At 72.6% G+C, this 19,627-nt stretch carries 15 protein-coding genes and 1 pseudogene; 5 read left to right on the top strand and 11 right to left on the bottom strand.

Features of this window, described 5'->3' with window-relative positions:
- The 5 genes from Voc01_RS21355 to Voc01_RS21335 form a co-directional block, all read right to left on the bottom strand.
- Window positions 1–1,401, bottom strand: a 1,401-nt coding sequence (locus Voc01_RS21355; protein WP_203929256.1) for a hypothetical protein, incomplete at its 3' end; no start/stop codon positions are given.
- Window positions 1,398–1,757, bottom strand: coding sequence for a DUF6507 family protein (locus Voc01_RS21350; RefSeq protein ID WP_203929255.1), 360 nt, complete (start codon window positions 1,755–1,757; stop codon window positions 1,398–1,400). The genes Voc01_RS21355 and Voc01_RS21350, both read right to left, overlap by 4 nt.
- A 32-nt stretch (window positions 1,758–1,789) precedes the next feature.
- Window positions 1,790–2,095, bottom strand: coding sequence for a pore-forming ESAT-6 family protein (locus Voc01_RS21345; protein WP_203929254.1), 306 nt, complete (start codon window positions 2,093–2,095; stop codon window positions 1,790–1,792).
- 19 nt (window positions 2,096–2,114) lie between these two features.
- Entirely contained in the window at window positions 2,115–2,450 is a 336-nt protein-coding gene (locus tag Voc01_RS21340) for a hypothetical protein (RefSeq protein ID WP_203929253.1), read from the bottom strand.
- Between the two features lie 105 nt (window positions 2,451–2,555).
- The gene (locus tag Voc01_RS21335; protein WP_203929252.1) at window positions 2,556–3,704 is read right to left on the bottom strand and encodes an acyl-CoA dehydrogenase family protein; all 1,149 of its coding nucleotides are present in this window, start codon (window positions 3,702–3,704) and stop codon (window positions 2,556–2,558) included.
- 121 nt (window positions 3,705–3,825) lie between these two features.
- Between Voc01_RS21335 and Voc01_RS21330 the strand changes: the two genes are divergently transcribed.
- The 5 genes from Voc01_RS21330 to Voc01_RS21310 all read left to right on the top strand — a co-directional run bounded on the left by Voc01_RS21330 (window position 3,826) and on the right by Voc01_RS21310 (window position 15,069).
- Entirely contained in the window at window positions 3,826–5,226 is a 1,401-nt protein-coding gene (locus Voc01_RS21330) for a UDP-glucose dehydrogenase family protein (protein WP_203929261.1), read from the top strand.
- A gap of 174 nt (window positions 5,227–5,400) precedes the next feature.
- Window positions 5,401–6,372: a hypothetical protein gene (locus tag Voc01_RS21325; protein WP_203929251.1), complete on the top strand. Its 972-nt coding sequence runs from the start codon at window positions 5,401–5,403 to the stop codon at window positions 6,370–6,372.
- On the top strand, window positions 6,369–8,777 hold the full coding sequence (locus tag Voc01_RS21320; RefSeq protein WP_239160365.1) for a bifunctional polysaccharide deacetylase/glycosyltransferase family 2 protein: 2,409 nt from the start codon (window positions 6,369–6,371) through the stop codon (window positions 8,775–8,777). Before Voc01_RS21325 ends, Voc01_RS21320 begins: the two co-directional genes overlap by 4 nt.
- A gap of 44 nt (window positions 8,778–8,821) precedes the next feature.
- Complete coding sequence (locus tag Voc01_RS21315; protein WP_203929250.1) at window positions 8,822–14,167, top strand: zinc ribbon domain-containing protein; 5,346 nt, start codon at window positions 8,822–8,824, stop codon at window positions 14,165–14,167.
- A 38-nt stretch (window positions 14,168–14,205) separates the two neighbouring features.
- Window positions 14,206–15,069 carry an META domain-containing protein gene (locus Voc01_RS21310; protein ID WP_203929249.1) on the top strand — a complete coding sequence of 288 codons (864 nt, stop codon included), beginning with the start codon at window positions 14,206–14,208 and terminating at the stop codon, window positions 15,067–15,069.
- Window positions 15,070–15,089: 20 nt separating this feature from the next.
- Here Voc01_RS21310 and purE read toward each other — a convergent pair whose 3' ends face one another.
- The 6 genes and pseudogenes from purE to abmR all read right to left on the bottom strand — a co-directional run bounded on the left by purE (window position 15,090) and on the right by abmR (window position 19,564).
- Window positions 15,090–15,587 (bottom strand): 5-(carboxyamino)imidazole ribonucleotide mutase, encoded by a 498-nt coding sequence (gene purE / locus Voc01_RS21305; RefSeq protein ID WP_203929248.1) that lies wholly within the window; start codon window positions 15,585–15,587, stop codon window positions 15,090–15,092.
- On the bottom strand, window positions 15,584–16,717 hold the full coding sequence (locus tag Voc01_RS21300) for a 5-(carboxyamino)imidazole ribonucleotide synthase (RefSeq protein WP_203929247.1): 1,134 nt from the start codon (window positions 16,715–16,717) through the stop codon (window positions 15,584–15,586). The genes purE and Voc01_RS21300 overlap by 4 nt, the downstream gene beginning before the upstream one ends.
- 65 nt (window positions 16,718–16,782) lie before the next feature.
- A complete protein-coding gene (locus tag Voc01_RS21295) occupies window positions 16,783–18,078 on the bottom strand; it encodes a hypothetical protein (protein ID WP_203929246.1) in 1,296 nt (431 codons plus the stop codon).
- Window positions 18,075–18,578: a SigE family RNA polymerase sigma factor gene (locus Voc01_RS21290; RefSeq protein WP_203929245.1), complete on the bottom strand. Its 504-nt coding sequence runs from the start codon at window positions 18,576–18,578 to the stop codon at window positions 18,075–18,077. The genes Voc01_RS21295 and Voc01_RS21290 overlap by 4 nt, the downstream gene beginning before the upstream one ends.
- An 84-nt stretch (window positions 18,579–18,662) precedes the next feature.
- Window positions 18,663–18,914, bottom strand: a pseudogene (locus Voc01_RS53190) (TMEM165/GDT1 family protein); the annotation flags it as partial.
- Between the two features lie 65 nt (window positions 18,915–18,979).
- Entirely contained in the window at window positions 18,980–19,564 is a 585-nt protein-coding gene (gene abmR / locus Voc01_RS21280; RefSeq protein WP_239160364.1) for an ATP-binding transcription factor AbmR, read from the bottom strand.
- Window positions 19,565–19,627 lie beyond the last annotated feature (63 nt).

Genomic DNA, 19,627 nt, shown 5'->3' with positions numbered 1-19,627 from the left:
GTTGCCGTCGTTGCCGTTGCCGTTGCCGTCGTTGCCGTTGCCGTCGTTGCCGTCGTTGCCGTTGCCGTCGTTGCCGTTCCCGTTCCCGTCGCCGGACCCGTTGCCGTGCCCGTCGCCGTTGCCGGAACCGTGGCCGGAACCGTTGCCGCCGTCCATGTTCATCGGGTTGCCGCCGCGGTCGTTGGGCATCTCCACGTCGAAGTGGAACCCGCCACGGCCGGGGCCGCCGCCCGCGAACTCCGGGATCAGACCGTTGAAGTTCGGGATCTGGATGTTGAACTTCTTCGCGAAGTTGGCCGCCAGCTCGGGGACCGTGGGCAGGTTGTCGAGCCAGTTTCCGGCACGGATGAGCGCACCGCTCACCCGCACCGCCGTGGCGCTGTTGCGGATGCCGTTCACCGCGGCGCCCGTGCCGCGCAGGGCGCTGCCGCCACCCTTGGTACCGACCACGGCCGACACGATGTTGAACGTGGTCATGCCCGCGGCCTTGGACTTGTCCTCGCCCCACGTGTCGTAGGCGATGATGCTCTTGCCCGCGTTCAGCAGCAGGTTGCCAGCGCCGTGCTTCTCCCAGCCGGGAATGCCGGTGGTGTGGTCCAGGACGATCATCACCGGGTTGGCGTAGATGCCCACGGCCCAGACGAACTTGCCCAGACCGAGCCACGCGTTGCCGGCCGTGCCCCAGCTCCACTCGCCGGTCTCCGGATCGCGGCCGATCAGGGAACCCAGGTCTTCGAGCATCATGACGAAGCCCTCGCCGATGCCACCGAAGAACGCGCCCACGTCGCCCCAGAAGCCGCGGTCGTGCTCGGCGTTGGAGCCCCACGGCAGCGCGCCCTCCTCGCCCGCGGCCGCGTTGAGCGCGTCGGCGTTGAAGCCGTACTCTCCGTCTTCGACCGTGCCGTCGAGGTCGTCGGCACGGTACTGCTTGCCGCCGTAGAGAGCGTTGATCGTGTTGGCGCACTTGCGCTGCGCCTCGAAGAACGCCGCCACCTGGGTGTTGACCGACGAGATCAGGCCGTTGTGCTGGTTGACCTTGCCCTCGTCCTCGCGCCACTCGTCGTCGTCCTTGACGGAGGCCACGAACTGCTCGGCCTGGGTCTTCAGCGACGCCAGCTGGGCCTTGATCGCCTTGACCTCGCTGGCGTACGTGGACAGCGCCGTTCCGACCGTCTGGAGATCCTCGCCGACCGACGCCGACGTCGTACGCACCGGCCCGGTGGCGGCGAACAGCTGCGCCGCCTCCGGTGCCTTGTACGGCGCCGCCATCCCCTGCCACGTGGTGTCGACCGCCTGGCCGGTCGCCGCGAAGTCGGTTCCGACGGTCTTGGCCGACGTGGCGTGCCCGGCGAGCTTCTCCATGTTGCCGGGGATCTGCGGGATCTCTCCGGGATTGATCATTCCGCCCTCGGCCCCCCGCCGCCGCGACCCGGCATCGTCGACGCGTCGGGCGCAGCCGTCGCGCTGCGCTGCGCGGTGGCGGCCATCTCCAGGTCACCCTGGATGTAGGCGTTCGTCGCCTGCACCGCCGCATTCATGCACGCCCCCGTGCGGGTGAACACGAACTGAAGATCCGTCTTGATCGAATCCACAAAACCCTGCAGCGCCGAGCCCACGATCTCCGAGCAGGACTCGGTCGCCGCGCCTTCCAGCGCCGAGTTCAGGCTCGTCATCTGCCCCTCGAACGGGGCTGCCGCCTTTTGTGTACGGATCAGAACGTCGCGCACTCCACCGGGGGAGATGTCCCACGTGCTCACGCTCGTGCTCCCTCGTCAAATGTTCGGTTGGCTCAGCCGATCGCCTGCACCGCGTTGCTCGCCCGCGTCTGCGTGGTGGTGGCCGTCTGGTCGTTCTTGTCCATCGTGGTCTTCAGAAGGTGGATGATCTGACGCACCTCGGTGGCGGCCCGGTTCCACCGCTGCTCGACGACCCGGTACTCCTCGGAGACGCCGTCGGCGTCGAAGTCGGCCATCGCGGTGTTGACGTCGGCCTGGCGCTGCGAGATGAGAGCCTCCAGCCGCCCGATGATTCCGGCGAGGTCGCCCTGGACCTGCTGGGAGGCGCCCGTGTCGTAACTACGGCGATCCATGGTCATGGTGTCACTCCTCCCCGGGTCAGCGGCTGCTCGCGAAGCGGGCCGCGTCGAAGTTGGCCGAACCCTGCGCGGTGCTGGCGTTGTCGGCCATCTCGTTGACACCCTGGCCGAAGGCCTGGTCCATACCGCTCTGACCACCGAGGATCGCGCCGAGGGCCCCGTTGAGCTCGGCGGTGATCGAGTCGGCGTTGGCCTTGAACGAGTCGAACGCAGCCCGTCCGGCACCGTTGAACTTGCCCTCCAGCGGCTCGGCCGCCGCGATGAGCTGCTTGATCAGTGAGCCCAGGTCGTCGGACGAACCCTGGGTCTGCTTGGTCAGGCTCGAGAGCGTCTGCGCGCCCATGTCGAACTTCATCCCGCTCCTCCCGTGCGCGGCGATCGATGTCCTGACCCATTCTACGAAGTCGATACCACCCCGGTTCAAATGAAATACGTCGATCAACGAGGAGCGGGAATTCGGTCAGCCACCCAGAATGTGGCGCGCCATCACGATGCGCTGGACCTGATTCGTTCCCTCGTAAATCTGAGTGATCTTCGCGTCGCGCATCATCCGCTCCACGGGGAAGTCGCGGGTGTATCCGTACCCGCCGAGAAGCTGCACCGCGTCAGTGGTGATCTTCATCGCCGCATCGGACGCGAAGCATTTGGCGGCGGCACCGAAGTAGGTCAGGTCGGCGTCGTTGCGCTCGCTCTTCGCGGCCGCCACGTAGGTGAGCTGACGGGCGGCGTCGAGCTGCATCGCCATGTCGGCCAGCATGAACTGGATGCCCTGGAAGTCGGCGACGGGACGACCGAACTGCCGGCGCTCCTGCACGTACCCGGCGGCCGCGTCGAGGGCGCCCTGCGCGATGCCCACCGCCTGCGCCGCGATCGTGACCCGGGTGTGGTCGAGCGTCCGCATCGCGGTGCGAAACCCGGTGCCAGGGTCGCCGATCATGCGGTCGGCGGGCAGCCGCACGTTGTCGAAGTAGACCTCGCGGGTCGGCGAGCCCTTGATGCCGAGCTTCTTCTCCGGCGCGCCGAAGCTGACCCCGGGGTCGGCCTTCTCCACGACGAACGCCGAGATGCCCTTCGAGCGGGCGCCCGGCTCGGTGACCGCGAACACCGTGTAGTAGTCGGAGACACCCGCGTTGGTGATCCACCGCTTGGCGCCGTTGAGCAGCCAGCCGTCACCGTCGGGAACGGCGCGGGTGCTCATCGAGACGGCGTCGCTGCCGGCCTCGGGCTCGGACAGGCAGTACGAGAACATCGCCTCGCCCGCGGCGACCGGGGTGAGGTAGCGACGTTTGAGGTCGGCGGAACCGGACAGGAGCACCGGTAGCGTGCCGAGCTTGTTCACCGCCGGGATCAGCGACGACGACGCGCACGCCCGCGCCACCTCCTCGATGACGATCGCGGTGGCCAACGCGTCGGCGCCGACGCCGCCGTACTCCTCGGGGATGTGCGGAGCGTGGAAGTCTCCGGCGCGCAGGGCGTCGTACGACGCCTGCGGGAACTCGCCGAGCTCGTCGGCGGCGGCGGCGTTGGGTGCGACCTTGCCGTCGCAGAGCTCCCGTACCGCGTCACGCAGGGCCCGGTGGTCTTCGGGCAGTTCGTACACGTTGAACACGCGTTAAGGATACTCACCGGTAACCAAATCCAAGACCCCTCACGCAAGGATGTGGGGCTATTCTCAACGCTTCGTCGATCCCCCCAAACGGACGAAAGTGAGCAGCGTGACGATCCAGTACATGACTCCGGGCGCCACGTTGGCGGTGCCGTCCGGAGCGGCCCGTCCCCGGCTGGCCTTTCACGGCACGGGCTACCTCGGAGCCACGTACGCGGTCTGCTTCGCCGAGCTCGGCTACGAGGTGCTCGGCTACGACGTCGACGCACCCAAGATCGCGAAACTCACGGGCGGCAACGTGCCGTTCCACGAGCCCGGTCTCGACGAGATGCTCCGCAAGAACGTCGCCGCCGGCCGCCTGCGGTTCACCACGTCGATCGAGGAGGCCGCCGCCTTCGGCGACATCCACTTCGTCTGCGTGGGCACTCCGCAGCGGCCCGACAGCATGGCCGCCGACCTGTCCCACGTCGAGGACGTCGTGGTCCGGCTGGCGCCGCACCTGCACCGCAAGGCGCTGATCGTGGGCAAGTCGACCGTTCCGGTCGGCACCGCCGAGTGGGTGGAGCAGCTGGTGCGCCGGCACGCCCCCGACGGGTCCGAGATCGAGGTCGCCTGGAGCCCGGAGTTCCTCCAGGAGGGACACGCGGTCGAAGACGTGCTGCGGCCCAACCGGGTCATCTTCGGCGTGCGCAGCGAGTGGGCCGGCGCGATGCTCTACGCCGCGCACAAGGGCGTGTTCGACCTCGCGACCACCGAGGACCGCGAGGTGCCCGTGGTGGTCACCAACTTCGCGACCGCCGAGCTGGTGAAGGTCGCCGCCAACGCGTTCCTCGCGACGAAGATCTCCTTCATCAACGCGATGGCCGAGATCTGCGAGCCCGCGGGCGCCGACGTCACGCAGCTCGCCCGGGCCCTCGGGTACGACGCCCGCATCGGCAACCGGTTCCTGCGCGCCGGCGTCGGCTTCGGCGGCGGCTGCCTGCCGAAGGACATCCGCGCGTTCCAGGCCCGCGCGCAGGAGCTCGGCGTCGGCGAGGCGCTGCGGTTCCTGCACGAGGTCGACCTGATCAACCAGCGGCGGCGCCAGTGGGTGGTGCAGCTCGCGGCGGAGCTGCTCGGCCGGCCGTTCGGCCCCGCCGGCCCCGACCTGAGCGGCGTGAAGGTCGCGGTGCTCGGCGCCACGTTCAAGCCCAACTCCGACGACGTGCGCGACTCGCCGGCCCTGTCGGTGGTGCGCAAGCTCAGCCGCAGCGGCGCCGAGGTGTCGGTGTTCGACCCGGAGGGCATGGAGAACGCCCGCCGCGAGGTGCCCGACGCCACGTACGCCCGCTCCGTCGTCGAGGCGGTCACCGGTGCCGACCTGGTGTGCGTCCTCACCGAGTGGGAGGAGTTCCGCACCGCCGACCCGGTGGTGCTCGGCGGGCTCGCCGCCGGCAAGGTCGTGATCGACGGACGCAACTGCCTCGATCCGGTGCTGTGGCGCCGCGCCGGCTGGGAGTACCGGGGCATGGGCCGGCCGGCCTGAATACACGCGGCCGATTCGCGATCGCACCTCGGCCCGGTGGATTATCCCGAAAGGATGAATGCGTTATCGGCTGATCTCAATAAGTCCAGTTGCCGGAGCTTTAGGAAAAGGTTACGGGTACCTAATAGACGGGTTTCCTAGATTCGTTTCGGTCCCTTTTTCTATCTTTCCCGCGTGACTGCCGAGAAGCCCACCGACAACGATGTAACCCGTCCACTCGAAGTGCCGGACGACGCCGCACCGGTATTCGTCGATTCCACCGGCCGCCGTGGCCGACGGATCCGCTTCGCGTTCTACGGCATCGGTGGACTGAGTCTCACCTATGCCGGCATGGTCGCGATGAGCCTCGCGGGTGGCCCGCTCAACCCCGAGACCCTGCTGCCGTTCCCCGACCTGCTGATCAACCGCCCGGCCGCCGTCGAGACGACGCCCGAACCGGCACAGCCGGCGCCGACCGGCACCAACCGGGCGGGCGACGGACGCCGCACCGGCCAGGACGGTGAAGCGGCGCAGATCCCGGCCCAGCCTGGACAGTCGGCCGCGCCCGTTCCCGGTCCGCCCGGACCGGCGGTTCCCGAGGCCACGCCGGCCCCGTCGACGCCGCAGTCGCAGGCGCCCTCGCAGCCGCCGTCGACCGCCCCGTCGCAGAACCCGGCACCGAGCGGCACGACGAACCCGGCACCCGGCGGTGGCGGCGGCGGCGGAACGCCGACCGGGCCCGCACCGGAGAACGGGACGGGTACCGGAACCAACACCAACACCGGCCAGACCACCGGCGGCCAGACCACCGGCGGCACGACCACCGGCGGCACGACCACCGGCGGCACGGGCGCCGGGACGGGCACCGGGACCGGAGGCACCGGCGGAGCAACAGGAACCGGCGGAGCAACCAGCACCGGCGGCTCCGGCGGAGGAACCGGCACAGGAACCGGCACAGGTACCGGAACCGGCGGCACGACCACCGGCGGCTCGGGCGGCGGCGACACCACCGGCGACACCACCGGCGGCACCGCCGGCGGCAGTAGCGGCAGCGGCACCGCGCCCCTCGCGCAGACGCCCGTGCAGCCCGCCAACAAGTTCGCCGAGTCCGCCCCCGCCCCGACCGTCACGCAGGTCGCGCCCCAGCCCGTCGGGGGCCAGGAGTGACCGTTCCCGGTACCCCGGGCCGGTCGCGTTTCGGTATCGGCCGCTGGCTCGTCGCGACCGTGCTCGTGCTGATGTTCGCCAGCATCCTGCTCGTCGAGGCGTACGTGAACGCGGAGTTCGCACCCGACTCGGCGCAGCAACTGGGCGGCAACGGCTCGATCCCCGAGTCGGTGCGCTCCGGCGGCCCGATCATCGACACCACGAACGGCGGCGCGCGCTCGTTCTCGCTGCCGCCGAAGACCATCGCGCTGACGTTCGACGACGGCCCCGACCCCCGGTGGACCCCCGCGGTCAACGAGGTGCTGCACCGCCACCAGGTACCCGCGACGTTCTTCGTCGTGGGCACCCAGGTGGCGCGGTACCCGGACCTGGTCCGCGACCTCGTCAACAACGGCGACGAGATCGGCATCCACAGCTTCACCCACCCGCAGATGGCCGCCCTGCCGGCCTGGCGGCAGGAGCTGGAGTACTCGCACACCCAGATGGCGATCGTGAACGCCACCGGACGCAAGTCGAACCTGCTGCGGTTCCCGTACTCGTCCACCGTCGCGGCGATCGACGACGCGAACTGGAAGATGATGCGCGACGCCGGCCGGCTCGGCTACCTCACGATCATGACCGAGTCCGACTCGAAGGACTGGGACAGGCCGGGTGTCGACCAGATCGTCCGCAACGCCACGCCGAAGGACGACAAGGGCACCATCTCGCTGTGGCACGACGCCGGCGGTGACCGGTCGCAGACGGTCGCGGCGCTCGACCGCTTCATCCCGCTGATGAAGGAGCGCGGCTACTCGTTCGTCACCGTCTCCGAGGGGCTGCGTCGCACGCTCGTCGAACGGGACCCGGCCGCGTCCGTCACCGGCAACCCGCTCGCGACAAAGGCCGACCGTCAGCGCGGCCTCGCGCTGACGGCGGCGATCGCCATCGCCGACCGGACCGTCGACGGCCTCGCGGTCCTGTTCCTGATCGTGGGTGTGCTGACGGTCGTGCGCACGGTCGCCCTGTTCATCCTCGCCGGCCGGCACGCCCGCAAGCGCCGCGGCGCGACGTGGAGCTGGGGCGAGCGCGTGCTCGACCCGGTGTCGGTGATCGTGCCCGCCTACAACGAGAAGGAGGGCATCGAGGCGGCCGTGCGGTCACTGGCCGGCGGTGACCATCCGGGCGGCATCGAGGTGGTCGTCGTCGACGACGGCTCCACCGACAACACCGCCGACCTGGTCCGGGCGATGGGCCTGCCGAACGTGCGCGTGGTGCAGGTGCCCAACGGCGGCAAGCCGAACGCGCTGAACACCGGCGTGGCGATGGCCAGCCACGACCTGATCGTGATGGTCGACGGCGACACCGTCTTCGAGAAGGAGTCGCTCAACCGGCTCGTGCAGCCGTTCGCCGACCCGCGCGTGGGCGCGGTCGCCGGCAACGTGAAGGTCGGCAACCGGAACAGCCTGGTGGCCCGCTGGCAGCACATCGAGTACGTCATCGGGTTCAACCTCGACCGCCGCCTCTACGACGTACTGAGGTGCATGCCGACGATCCCCGGCGCGATCGGCGCGTTCCGCCGGCAGGCGCTCGCCGAGGCCGGCGGGATGAGCCACGACACGCTCGCCGAGGACACCGACGTCACCATGGCGCTGTGCCGCGCCGGCTGGCACGTCGTCTACGAGGAGCGGGCCCGGGCCTGGACCGAGGCTCCGTCGACGCTCAGGCAGCTGTGGACGCAGCGGTACCGCTGGAGCTACGGCACCATGCAGGCGATGTGGAAGCACCGCCGGTCGCTCGTCGAGCGGGGACCGTCGGGCCGCTTCGGCCGGCTGGGGCTGCCGCTGGTGGCGCTGTTCGGCGTCGCGTTGCCGCTGCTGGCGCCGATCATCGACCTGCTGACCCTGTACGGCCTGGTGTTCCTCGACCGCACCGACACCGCGATCGCGTGGGTGGCGATGCTCGGCCTGCAGTTCCTCACCGCGGCCGTGGCCTTCCGCCTGGACAAGGAGAAGCTCACTCCACTCTGGACACTGCCGCTGCAGCAGTTCGCCTACCGGCAGCTGATGTACCTGGTGCTGATCCAGTCGATGCTCACCGCGCTCACCGGGGCCCGCCTGCGCTGGCACAAGCTGCGCCGGTCGGGTACCGCCGGTGCGACCGCGCCGGCCAGCGTCGCGATCCAGGCGGGCGCGCCGGCGAACATGCCGCCGCGCACGCCGCCGCCGCGGCCCGCGCCGGCCGACGTCGTCGTGGCCTCGGGCTCGGCGGCGCGGGTTCCGGCCGTCGATCGTTCCGAAGCGACGGGACCGGGTGAGCTGGTCCGTCCGCGCGGTGTGGCGAGCGTCCCACCGAACCCGTACACCGACACGCCGGCACAACGCGATCAAGACTTCCTTCAGGCGTCGAAACACGGCATTCTTCCTTAGAGGGGTGGGCGTGCGGTAGTCGCACGAGCACGGGAGGGAGCCGAGTGGAGCCGTACCCGTGTCCGTACTGTTCGGAAGACGTTCCCGGCGGCGCGACCGTCTGCCCCCACTGCGGAGAGCACCTCGGGGAGACGCTCGCGCCGCTGGCGCATGAGCGGCCGGAGACCGACCTGCCGGCCGCCGGTTTCCGCCCCGGCTCCCCGCCCCGCCGGGCTGACACCACCGCTGACACCACAGCCGACACCACCGCTGACACCACCGCCGGCACCACCGCCAGCGCCGACCCCATCGACGCTGCCGACGGGCCGGCGGTACCCGCCCGTGACGATCCGCCGGCTCCCGGAAGCGCGCCGCCGCGCGAGAGCCGGGGAAGCGCCGCCCGCGGCTCGCGCGCCCGTGCGGGTGGCGCCGGCGGCGCCCCGCTGCCGGAGGGCACGTTCTCCCCCCGCCGACCGGGCGGGGCCGGCCAACCCGGCAGCGCCGCACGGCGCCGGCCCACGCGGGCCACCGGACCCGGCGGCGGTCCAGGTGGCGCACCCAGCCGGGCCGGTGGACCACCCGCCGGCGCCGGCCAGCCGTCGCGTCCCGGACGCTTCGAGCCGCCCGGCCGGCTCGCCCGCTTCACCCGGCTCGGCCGGCTGCGCGGCGGCCTCGCCGGGCTCGGCGCAGACCGGTCCCCCGACCCTCCCGGCACCCCGCGCGGGCCCGCCCGGGTGATGCCGCTCGACGACGACCTGCCCCGGGCGCCACGCAGCCGGATGGTCGGCGTCGAGACGAGCACCGGCGCCACCCAGACCGTGCTGTTCACGCTCGGCGGCCTGCTGCTCGCCGGCGCCGTGGTCGTGCTGACCCTGGCGTTCACCAACGTCAGCCCGGTCGCGCGGATGGCCATCCTCGGCCTGATCACGCTCGTCCTGCTGGTGGTTCCGGTGATCCTGGCCGGCCGGCAGCTGATCGCCACCGCCGAGACGCTGGCCGCCGTCGCGCTGGTCATGGTGCTCGTCGACGGGTACGTCGCGTACACGGAAGGCCTGTTCGGCGGCGCCGGCCTGCCCACACAGACCTACATCGCGATCGTGTGCCTGATCACCGCCGCCATCTCGGTGGGGTACCAGTACGCCACCCACCTGCTCGCGCCCCGGTACGCGGCGCTGCTCGTGCTGCAGCCGGTCATCCCGCTGCTGGCGTACCCGTTCGTCACCGAGCCGGCCGGCTGGGCGCTGGCGCTGGTCGGCGTCGCGGTGATGAACCTCGGCTTCGGGCTCGGCGTATCGGCCGCCCGTCCGCTGTTCGGGCTGGTGGTGCTGCCCGGCGAGGGCCGGTGGGCGGCGTTCCTCCGCGACGCCACGTGGGTGCTGTTCGCGGTCGCCTACGGTGCCGCGCTCGCGTTCGCGGCGTCGGCGCTGGTCGAGGCCGACGGGGTGCCGCAGACGATGCGGGCCGCCGCCGTGCTGGTGCTCGCGGCCGCCGTCGGGGTGGCCGGTGCGCTCCAGCAGCGGCGGCAGCCGCTCGGCGACCTGACCGGCGGCCTCGCGGTGATCGCCGTGGTCGTCGCGGCCGCCCGGGTCGCCACCGTGGCCGCTCCCGGGTACGCGGTGGTGGTCACCGCCGCGGCCGTCGCCCTGGCCGCCGCGCTGGTCCCCGTCCTGCCGGAACGCGCACGGCGCGGGCCGGCACTGGCCGGCATCCTGGCCGGCGCGGTCACCACGCTGGTGTGGCTCTGGGTGGCGATGCCCGCGGTCGGCGCGCCGATCCGGGCGGCGTCGCCGTACTGGGCCACCGACCTCGGCACGTACGAGGCGCGGGTCTCGACGCTGGCCGAGGGCGCCACGTGGCAGCTGCCGGTCGCCGCGATGCTGCTCACGGTGGCCGCCGCGCTGCTGCTGCCGGCCGAGTTCCGCATCGACGCGATCGTCGTCGGTGGCGCGTTCGCCGCGCTGACCGCTCCCGCGTCGCTGGGCCTGAACTGGGTGCTGACGCCGGCCGTCGCCGTCGCCGCCGCGATCATCGCCGGCGTGGCGGCTCCCCGGGTCGGCCGGGTGCGGCGGGCAGCCGCCCCGTCCTTCGACCCGCCCGTGCCCTCGATCGACCCGCTGCGACCGGAGGTGTCGGTCGACCCGACCCGGCCCGGGCGGCGCAACGCCGGATGGGGCCAGCCCCGGCCCACCACCGACCTGGCCGGCGACCGCTACGGCGCCACCTCCGACGCCGCCGACCCGCTGGTCCGCACCGCCTGGATCTGCCTCGGCGCGGCGCTGCTCCTCGGTGCGTGGGCGGCCGCGGCCAGCCTCACCCGGCCCGCCGCGACCGCGCTGACGCTCGCCGCGATCACGGTCGCCGGGTTCGCGGTGGCGTTCGGGCGCCGGTCGACGGTCACCGACCCGCGGGCCGAGATGGTCGCCCGCATCGCGTCCGACGCCGCGGCCGGTGGCGCGGTGTTCGCGTTCCCCGGCGCCGTGGCCGCGCTCACCGCGACGTTCGTCGCCGGACGCACCGACGACCGGGCGTTCGCGGCGACCGCGGTGCTGGTCACCACGTACCTGGCGCTGTCGGTGGTGCTCGCCTACGCGGCGCTCGTGCAGGTGATGCAGCGGCGTTCCGTGCCGCCGGTCGTGGCCGGCGCCATCGGTGCCGCCGCCGTGGTGACACTCGCGACACTGCTGGTCGGTGCGGCCACCGCGATCGACATCGTGGTGGCGTTCCTGCTGCTCGGCAGCGCGGTGCTGCTCTGGCTCGCGCCGAGCATGGACGACCGGCAGATCTTCGGCCAGCGCCTCGACGGCGCCGATCTGGCCGCCGCGGCGGTCACCATCGCCGGTACGGCCGCGCTCGCCCGGGCGACGTCGCTGTTCGTCGAGGGCAGCGAGCTCGTGCTGGTGGCCGCGCTGGTGCTGGCGGTGTCGCTGGGCACCCGCACGCTGCGCGACGAGCGGTGGCGACGCGGACCGGTGGTCGGTTCCGCCGCCGTCGGCGCGATCGTGGCGGTGCTCGCGGGCTGGGGCGCACTGGGCGCGGCCGTCGGCGTGATCCGGGCCGCCGGCCCGATCTGGGAGGCCGACCTCGGTCCGCGGTGGACCGAGACGGCCAGCCAGCACGCCGTCTTCGGCACGCAGGTGCCGATCGCGCTGTTCCTGCTGGCCGCAGCCGCCGCGATCGCGATGCCGAAGCCGGTCGGCGACGACGTGGCGGCCGTGCTGGCCGGTCTCGGCGCGGTGTCGGTACCGGTGGCGTTCCAGCTCGGCTGGGCGGCACCGCTGGTGATCGGGCTGCTGTCCACGCTCGGGTTCGGCCTGGCGGCCGTGGTCGCCTGGAACCCGCGTACCGGCTTCACCCGCGTCGGCGTCGCCGCGGCCCTCGGCATCCACACCGCGGTGGCCAGCCTGTGCGAGCCGAGCGCCACCGCGGGCACCCTGCTGGGCCTGCTCACCGTCGGGATCATCGTGGCGCTGGCCGGCTGGCTGACCGACGAGAGCCGGGCCGACCGGGACGGAGCCGCGGAGACCGCCGGGTTCGGCCGCGCGCACCTGCCCGTCGTGGGTGGTTCGGCGGTGGCGAGCTCCCTGCTCGCGCTGTCGGGGGCCTGCGCGGCGTTCGCGGCCACGCTGAGCCACGAGGTCGACGTGCCGGTCACCGCGGCGCTCGCGGGCGCGTCGGTGGGGCTCGCCGTGTCCGGGTTCCTGTGCCGCAACGTCCCGATGTACCTGCCGTACGTCACCGTCGGCGTCGCCGCCTCGGCCACTGTCGCCGCGTTGACGTCGCTGGCCACCGACCTGCCGGCGGCGATCTACGCCGCGGCGGCGGCGCTCCTCGGTGTGATCGCGGAGCTGCTGCGGGTGCGCACCGAGCGGCCCGCGGCGGAGTGGGCGCCGACCACCGGCTGGCGGCCCGACCGCACGCGGATCCCGCTGCCGAGCTGGCGCATGGCGCGCCGGCCGGGTGGCTTCGGCGCGGGTGTCATGGCCGCGAGCGCCGTGCCCGCCGGCGTCGCGCTCATCGTGATCGCGCCGGCCGTCGCGGCGGCGCTGCTCGGCCCGTACATGTGGGTCGACGACCCGTGGACCGGCACCGCCGAGACCGCGGCCGACCTCGGCTGGTTCGAGCGGTGGACCGGCGGCCCGAGCGACGTGCTCGCCGCCGCCACGTTGACGCTCGCCGCCGCGCTGGCCGCGGTCGGGCTGGGCGGCAGCCGCCGGGCGATCACCGACCGGGCCGTCGCCGTGGTGATCCCCGGTGTCGCGGTGACGCTGCTGATCATCCCGGCCGCCCTCGACGTGCCCTGGCCGGTGTACAACACGGTCACGCTGGTCGTCGCCGTGCTGGCCGGGCTCGGCCTGGCCCTCACCCCGCCGCCACCCGAGTCCATCGACGCCCACCCGTTGCGGCAGGCCCGTCGGGTCATCTTCGCGATCGGACTGGCCGCGGCCGGCGCCGGGTTCGCCGGCAGCCTCGCCACCCCGTCGACCACGGTCAGCACGCTCGCCGGCACGGTGTTCTTCGGCGTGATCGGCGCGGTGTGGGGTCGCACCGGCTTCGCCCGGTTGTTCGCGTGGCAGTTCGCCGCCGGGTCCCTGATCGGGGTGGCCATCGCCGGCGGCCTGGCCGCGCACCTGCCGGCCCGCACCAGCGCCGTCGCCGTGCTGGCGGCCGGCGCGGCGCTGCTCGGCGCCTCGGCCGCGCTGCCCCGGCTGCGCCGCAACGACCCGGCGCGGCTGGCCAGCCTCGACAGCGAGCAGTCGCTGCTGGAGGCGTTCGGCTACCTCGCGCTCGTCGTGGCGATCGCGCTGACCATGGGCTACCCGGAGTACACGGCGGTCGCGTGCATGGCCACCGGCACCCTGCTCGGGGTCGCGGCGATCCGGCAGGGGCGCACCGAGCAGTACCGCAGCACGTTGATCGTGGCCGCGGCGGTGATCGAGGTCGTGGCGATCTGGATGCTGCTGCGCGACCGGGAGATCGGCATCCCGGAGGCGTACACGCTGCCGTTCGCCGCGCTCGCGCTGGTGATCGGCCTGGTCGAGCTGCGCCGGCGGCCCGAGCTGGGCAGCTGGCTGGCGTACGGTCCGGCGCTGGTGGCCGCGTTCGCGCCCACGCTCACGATCGTGCTGATCACCGACGCGAGCACGGTCCGCCGGGTATTGCTGCTGGTCGCGGCCGTGCTGACGGTCGCGATCGGCTCGGTGCGCCGGCACAAGGCTCCGGTGACGATCGGAGCGGTGGTCACGGTGCTGGCGATGGCCAACGAGCTGGTCCTGATCGGTCGCGACGTGCCCTGGTACATCCTGCTCCTGATGTTCGTGCTCACCGGTGGCCTGCTGGTCAGCCTCGGCGCGACCTACGAACGCCGCCGGTTGCTGGGCCGGTTCCGCGGCGCTTATGGATCGTTCAGATAGGTGGGAACCGATACGTGGTGGCGCTGCGTCCAAGGCACATGAGGTTTCGGATCGCGCTCGCCACGGCCCTTGTCCTGACGCTCGCCGCCTGCGCCGGAGACGGCCCCCAGTCCGGTTCACAGGCCGACCCGGAGGCCGGTGCGCCGGCACCGCCCGCCGCCGAGGGCGGCCCGCTGGCCCTGATCGGGCTGTGGACGGTGGAGGACACCGACGAGAAGCCCGGCACGGTGCTGCGGATCGCCCCGAAGAAGCAGCTGTCGCTGTGGCGCGACTGCGGCACCCTGAACGGCGCCTGGGCCGGTGCCGACAACCTGTTCCTCGCCACCCTGCACGGCGGTAGCGGCGGCTGCTTCGCGAACGGCGAACCGCCGGCCCAGCTCACGCCCGGCTGGCTGCTCAGGGCCAACGGCTACAAGCCCGACGGTGCCGCGCTGGCGCTCGTCGACCAGGCCGGCGCGGTGGTGGCGCGGCTGGTGGCCGGCGGCAAGCCGAAGGTCACCGACGGGGTGTCACCGGAGGAGGCCGAGCCTCCGGTGGTCACCGACGAGGACCGGGCCGCGCTGTCGGCCGACACCACCCTGCCGGCCGGGCTCGCCGCGGTCGACCGGAACGCGCTCGTGGGCCGGTGGGTGCCGGTCAGCGGCGGCGCGACGGCGTTCGTCGCGTTCCAGGCCGACGGCGTGTGGACCGGGTCGGACGGGTGCAACGGCAACGGGGGACGCTGGGCCGCCGGTCCCCAGGGCACGTTCCTCGCGACCGGCGGGCCGAGCACGCTGATGGCGTGCGACGGCGCCGCCGTGCCGACGTGGCTCTCCACCGCGGCGCAGGCCGGCCTCGCCGACGGCCAGCTGGTGCTGGTCGACGCCGCCGGCACCGAGGTGGGCCGCCTCAGGAAGAGCTGACGGCCGGGGGGCGGGCCGCCTCAGGAAGAGCTGGCGGCCTGCCGCAGGGCGGCGTCCTTCTGCGCGACGAGGTCCTGCAGCGACCGCTGGAACCCCTCCATCCGCGCGCGGAGGTCGGGATCGGCGGCGGCGAGCATCCGGACGGCGAGCAGGCCGGCGTTGCGCGCCCCGCCGATCGACACCGTGGCGACCGGCACGCCGGCCGGCATCTGCACGATCGAGAGCAGCGAGTCCATGCCGTCGAGGTACTTCAACGGCACCGGGACGCCGATCACCGGCAACGGCGTGGCCGACGCGACCATGCCGGGCAGGTGCGCCGCTCCCCCGGCACCGGCGATGATCACCCGCAGGCCGCGGCCGGCCGCCTCCGCGGCGTAGTCGAGCATCGCCCGCGGGGTGCGGTGTGCGGAGAGCACGCGCACCTCGTGGGGCACGTCGAACTCGCGGAGCGCCTCGGCGGCGGCCTGCATGGTCGGCCAGTCCGAGTCGCTGCCCATGATCACGCCGACGACGGTCATGACCCCTCCTCCAACCACCGGGCGGCGCGCGCGGCGCTCGCTCTCACCGCTTCGAGGTCGTCGCCCAGCGCCGTCACGTGACCGATCTTGCGGCCGGGACGCACCTGCTTGCCGTACAGGTGCACCTTCACTTCCGGAACGGCCGCGAACATGTGGTGCAGCCGCTCGTCGATGGACATGCCGCCGGGCTCACCACCGAGGACGTTGGCCATCACCACCACCGGGGCGGTGAGCGACGTGTCCCCCATCGGGTAGTCGAGCACGGCGCGCAGGTGCTGCTCGAACTGCGAGGTGCGGGCGCCCTCGATGGTCCAGTGGGCCGAGTTGTGCGGGCGCATCGCGAGCTCGTTGACCAGCAGCGCGCTGCCGGTGTCGAACAGCTCCATGGCGAGCAGGCCCACCACGTCGAGCTCGGTGGCGACGCGGATCGCCAGGTTCTGCGCCTCGACAGCGCGCTCGTCGGTGAGGCCGGGTGCCGGCGCGATCACCTCGACGCAGATGCCGTTCCGCTGCACCGTCTCGACCACCGGGTACACGGCCACCTGCCCGAACGGCGAGCGGGCCACCACCGCGGCCAGCTCCCGCACCAGCGGGACCTTCTCCTCCGCGATCAGCTCGACACCAGCGGGCGCCTCTCCGGGCGAGCCGATCACCCAGACCCCGCGCCCGTCGTACCCGCCCCGCTCGGCCTTGACGACCACCGGCCACCCGACCTGCGCGCCGAACGCGGCCAGCTCCTCCGTCGACCGGACCGGTGCCCACCGCGGCACGGGGACGCCGAGCTCGCCGAGCCGCTGCCGCATGACCCGCTTGTCCTGGGCGTGGAGCAGCGCGTCGGCGCCGGGCCGCACCACCGCACCGGCCGCCACCAGCGCCCGGATGTGGTCGCCGGGCACGTGCTCGTGGTCGAACGTCACCACGTCGCAGTCCTTGGCGAACGCGAGCAGCGCGTCGAGGTCGGTGTGGGTCCCGATCGAGGTGTCGGCCGCGACCAGCGCCGCACCGTCGTCGGGGTTCGCGGCGAGCACCCGCAACGACTGTCCGAGGGCGATCGCCGCCTGGTGCGTCATGCGGGCCAGCTGGCCGCCGCCGATCATGCCGACCACGGGCAGCCCGGTCCTGGTGTCCATCGCCAGCCAGGGTAGTGACGGCGGCCGCCGGCCCGGTCACCGGGCCGGCGGCCGGCCATTGCCGGTCAGCAGGTCCAGTACACCGCGGCCGGCATGTCCTTCTTCTGCTCGTTCGGCTCCAGGCTCCTGATGACCTCGCCGTACACGATCGACCCGCCGGTGCTCATGTGCGAACCGGAGGCCCAGAACCCGTCCGGGGCGGGCAGTACCTTCTTCTGGCCGTTCCGCAGCAGGAGCAACGGGCTGTCGGGGCCCGCGGCCGGGTCCTCCTGCCGGCCGATGATCGCCACCTCGCCGTCGGACCTGACCGTGATCCCTGTCATCCCCCCGGCCCGGAATCCCGGAAGCGACGGGATCGGGACCTCGGTACGTTCACCCGTGCTCAGCCGCCACCGGAACACGCGGCGACCCGTTCCCGTGTCGCCCACCACCCAGTCGCCGTTGGAATCGCGCAGCCGTGGCGACTCGGTGTCGGAGGGCCCGGACAGTTCCCGGCCGGTTCCCGGGCCGGCCCAGACGTACGGCCGCATACCCGGCTGGAGGCTGCCGAGGATCGTGCCGTCGGACCCGAACCGCTCGGCACCCCACAGCGCGTTCCGCGGGTTCGGCAGCAGCTGGGGCGTGGACAGGTCACCGGCCTTCCAGACGGCGACCCGCGACTGCAGTCCGGTGGCGCCGGCCTGGTGGTACACCACGTATCCGAGCACGTCGCCGGCCGCGTTGATGCCGTTCAGGTCATGTCCGGGATAGCCGGCCGGTATCCCGAGCCGGTCGAAGGAGCCGTTCCGGTAGACCCAGCTCCCCACGGCCCCGTACTCGTTCAGCCCGGACTTGCCGAGGACCTGGCCCTGCTCGTTCACCGCGATCGGGTGCCCGTTCTTCGTCTCGGGCGGCATCAGGCGGGCTTTGCCGTTCTCCCACAGGATCATCAGCTGGGTCTGCCGGTCGTTCGAGGCGATCCACCCCACGGCCCACCGCCCGGTCGGGTCGACGGCGGAGACGACGACCTGCGGGTCCTTCAGCTCCTTCACGGCCGGATCGTCGGGCACCGGAAGCAGGTGGTACCGGCACGCGTCCGGCCCGGCGTCGGGAATCGTGGCGGGTGCGCCCGACGCCGATGCCGACGCCGAGGCGGCGGGGTCGTCGGGTAGGGAGTCGGTGCGGTCGCGGCTCGCGATGGCGATGGCGCCCGGGACCGCCACGATGGCCGCCAGCCCGAGGGCGACCGTGCCGGCGACCCGCCGGATCCGGCGCTGACGGGCCTTCTCCCGACCCGTCGCCACGGTGTGCCGCAGGTCGAGCCGGAAGTCCGGTGCTTCGGCGGTAGCCAGCCAGCCGCGGACGTCGCGTTCGTCGGTCATCGGGCGCTCCTGTCTGCGGCCTGGGTCATGATGCGGCGGAGAGTGGTCAGGCCGCGGGCGGTCTGGCTCTTCACGTTGCCGATCGAGCAGTTGAGCGCGGTCGCCGCGTCGGCGACCGACAGGTCGCTGTAGTAGCGGAGGACGATCGCCGCACGCTGGCCGGCGGGAAGCTGGGCGAGACCGGCCAGCACCTCGTCGCGGTTCTCGACGTCGTCGGACGGCGGTGCGGGGCGTTCCGGCATCCGGTCGGTCAGCAGGACGCGGGCCCAGCCGAGCCGGCGCTGCCCGAGGAACTCGCGCACCAGCATCCGGTGCACGTAGCCGTCGATGTTGTCGGCCGCCCTGGCCCGCGACCACTTCAGGTACAGGTTCAGGGCCGTGGCCTGGACGATGTCCTCGGCCCGGTGCCGGTCACCGCACAGGAGGTAGGCGGTCTGGTGCAGCCGGGGTAGTCGGCTGGACACGAACTCGACGTACTCGTCGTCGGCACTGAGGCTCACATCGAACTGATGGTGGCCGACCGGCGATGGGTTGCAACGGTCACCCGCCAAGTTCGCGGATCGTGTCGACGAGCAGCCAGCCGTCACCGCCACGACGGCCGACCGCTTCGACGTCTGCGCCTTGCGTTCCTCGTGCTCGCTGAGCGTGTCGCCGCGCAGGGTCCAGGCGGCGAAGCCGAGGAACGCCAGCGCGGCGACGAGCGCGATCCACCCGCTGGGGAGGGTGGCGCCGAGGCCGTATCAGACCCCGACGGAAACTGCGTGCGTCGCCGCGGTGGCGATCGTGATGCCCACCAGTACCGGCAGCGTGCGGTACCGGGTCGCGAACGTCTTCGCCCCGGAGGACCACGCCAGTATGTCGACCACGACATTGGGGACTATTCCCCTTCGCTCCCGGAAGCCTACAGCTCGGGACCCCGCTTCCGGAGATCGTCGACGGCGCCCATGGCGTTACGCAGCTCACCCAGCCAGGTCTCGGCGTGCTGGCCGACGAGCCGCACGCACCAGGCCAGCGCGTCGGACCGCGACCGCGCCACCCCGGCCGCCACCAGCGTGTCGAGCACCTGCCGCTCCGGCTGGCGCAGCCGCGTCATCACCGGGGCCGAGTGCGTGGTGAACAGCTCGTGGGTGTCGCCGGCGATCGCGCCCCAGGCCACCTTGCGCTGGTAGCGGTGCTCGAGCTGGCGGGCGATCTGGATCCGCCGCTCGCGGGTCGACTCGCGGTACGACGCGATGCGACCCTGCTCGGCCGAGGCCCGGTCGGCGTCGCTGGCGCCCTCGTCGAGCTTCGGCGCCGGCAGCGTGCCGACGATGATGATCTCGTCACGGTCGATGGACACGTCGGCCGGCCCGGTGAACCAGTCGTCGGGCAGCGCGCCCTGGATGAACGCCCGTGCGTCGTCGGCCGACGGAGGTTCCGAGGCGCCCCGGCCCCGCCCACCGAAGAAGCCCGGACCGCGACCTTCCCAGCCACCAAATTTCCGCATCGGTCACTCCTTCACACGTTGCAGCCGTTGCATTGATTACAGCATTACACCGCTACAGCGCAT

The organism is Virgisporangium ochraceum (genome assembly GCF_016863655.1).
GTDB classification, from domain to species: Bacteria; Actinomycetota; Actinomycetes; order Mycobacteriales; family Micromonosporaceae; genus Virgisporangium; species Virgisporangium ochraceum.
Note: the sequence above shows the minus strand (reverse complement) of the source record. Positions and strands in the feature narration are given on the sequence as shown.

Coding starts and splice junctions, on each gene's coding strand:
- Voc01_RS21345 (WP_203929254.1), bottom strand. CDS start 2,095: ATGACCATGGATCGCCGTAGTTACGACACGGGCGCCTCCCAGCAGGTC.
- Voc01_RS21340 (WP_203929253.1), bottom strand. CDS start 2,450: ATGAAGTTCGACATGGGCGCGCAGACGCTCTCGAGCCTGACCAAGCAG.
- Voc01_RS21330 (WP_203929261.1), top strand. CDS start 3,826: ATGACTCCGGGCGCCACGTTGGCGGTGCCGTCCGGAGCGGCCCGTCCC.
- Voc01_RS21310 (WP_203929249.1), top strand. CDS start 14,206: ATGAGGTTTCGGATCGCGCTCGCCACGGCCCTTGTCCTGACGCTCGCC.
- purE (WP_203929248.1), bottom strand. CDS start 15,587: ATGACCGTCGTCGGCGTGATCATGGGCAGCGACTCGGACTGGCCGACC.
- Voc01_RS21300 (WP_203929247.1), bottom strand. CDS start 16,717: ATGGACACCAGGACCGGGCTGCCCGTGGTCGGCATGATCGGCGGCGGC.
- Voc01_RS21295 (WP_203929246.1), bottom strand. CDS start 18,078: ATGACCGACGAACGCGACGTCCGCGGCTGGCTGGCTACCGCCGAAGCA.
- abmR (WP_239160364.1), bottom strand. CDS start 19,564: ATGCGGAAATTTGGTGGCTGGGAAGGTCGCGGTCCGGGCTTCTTCGGT.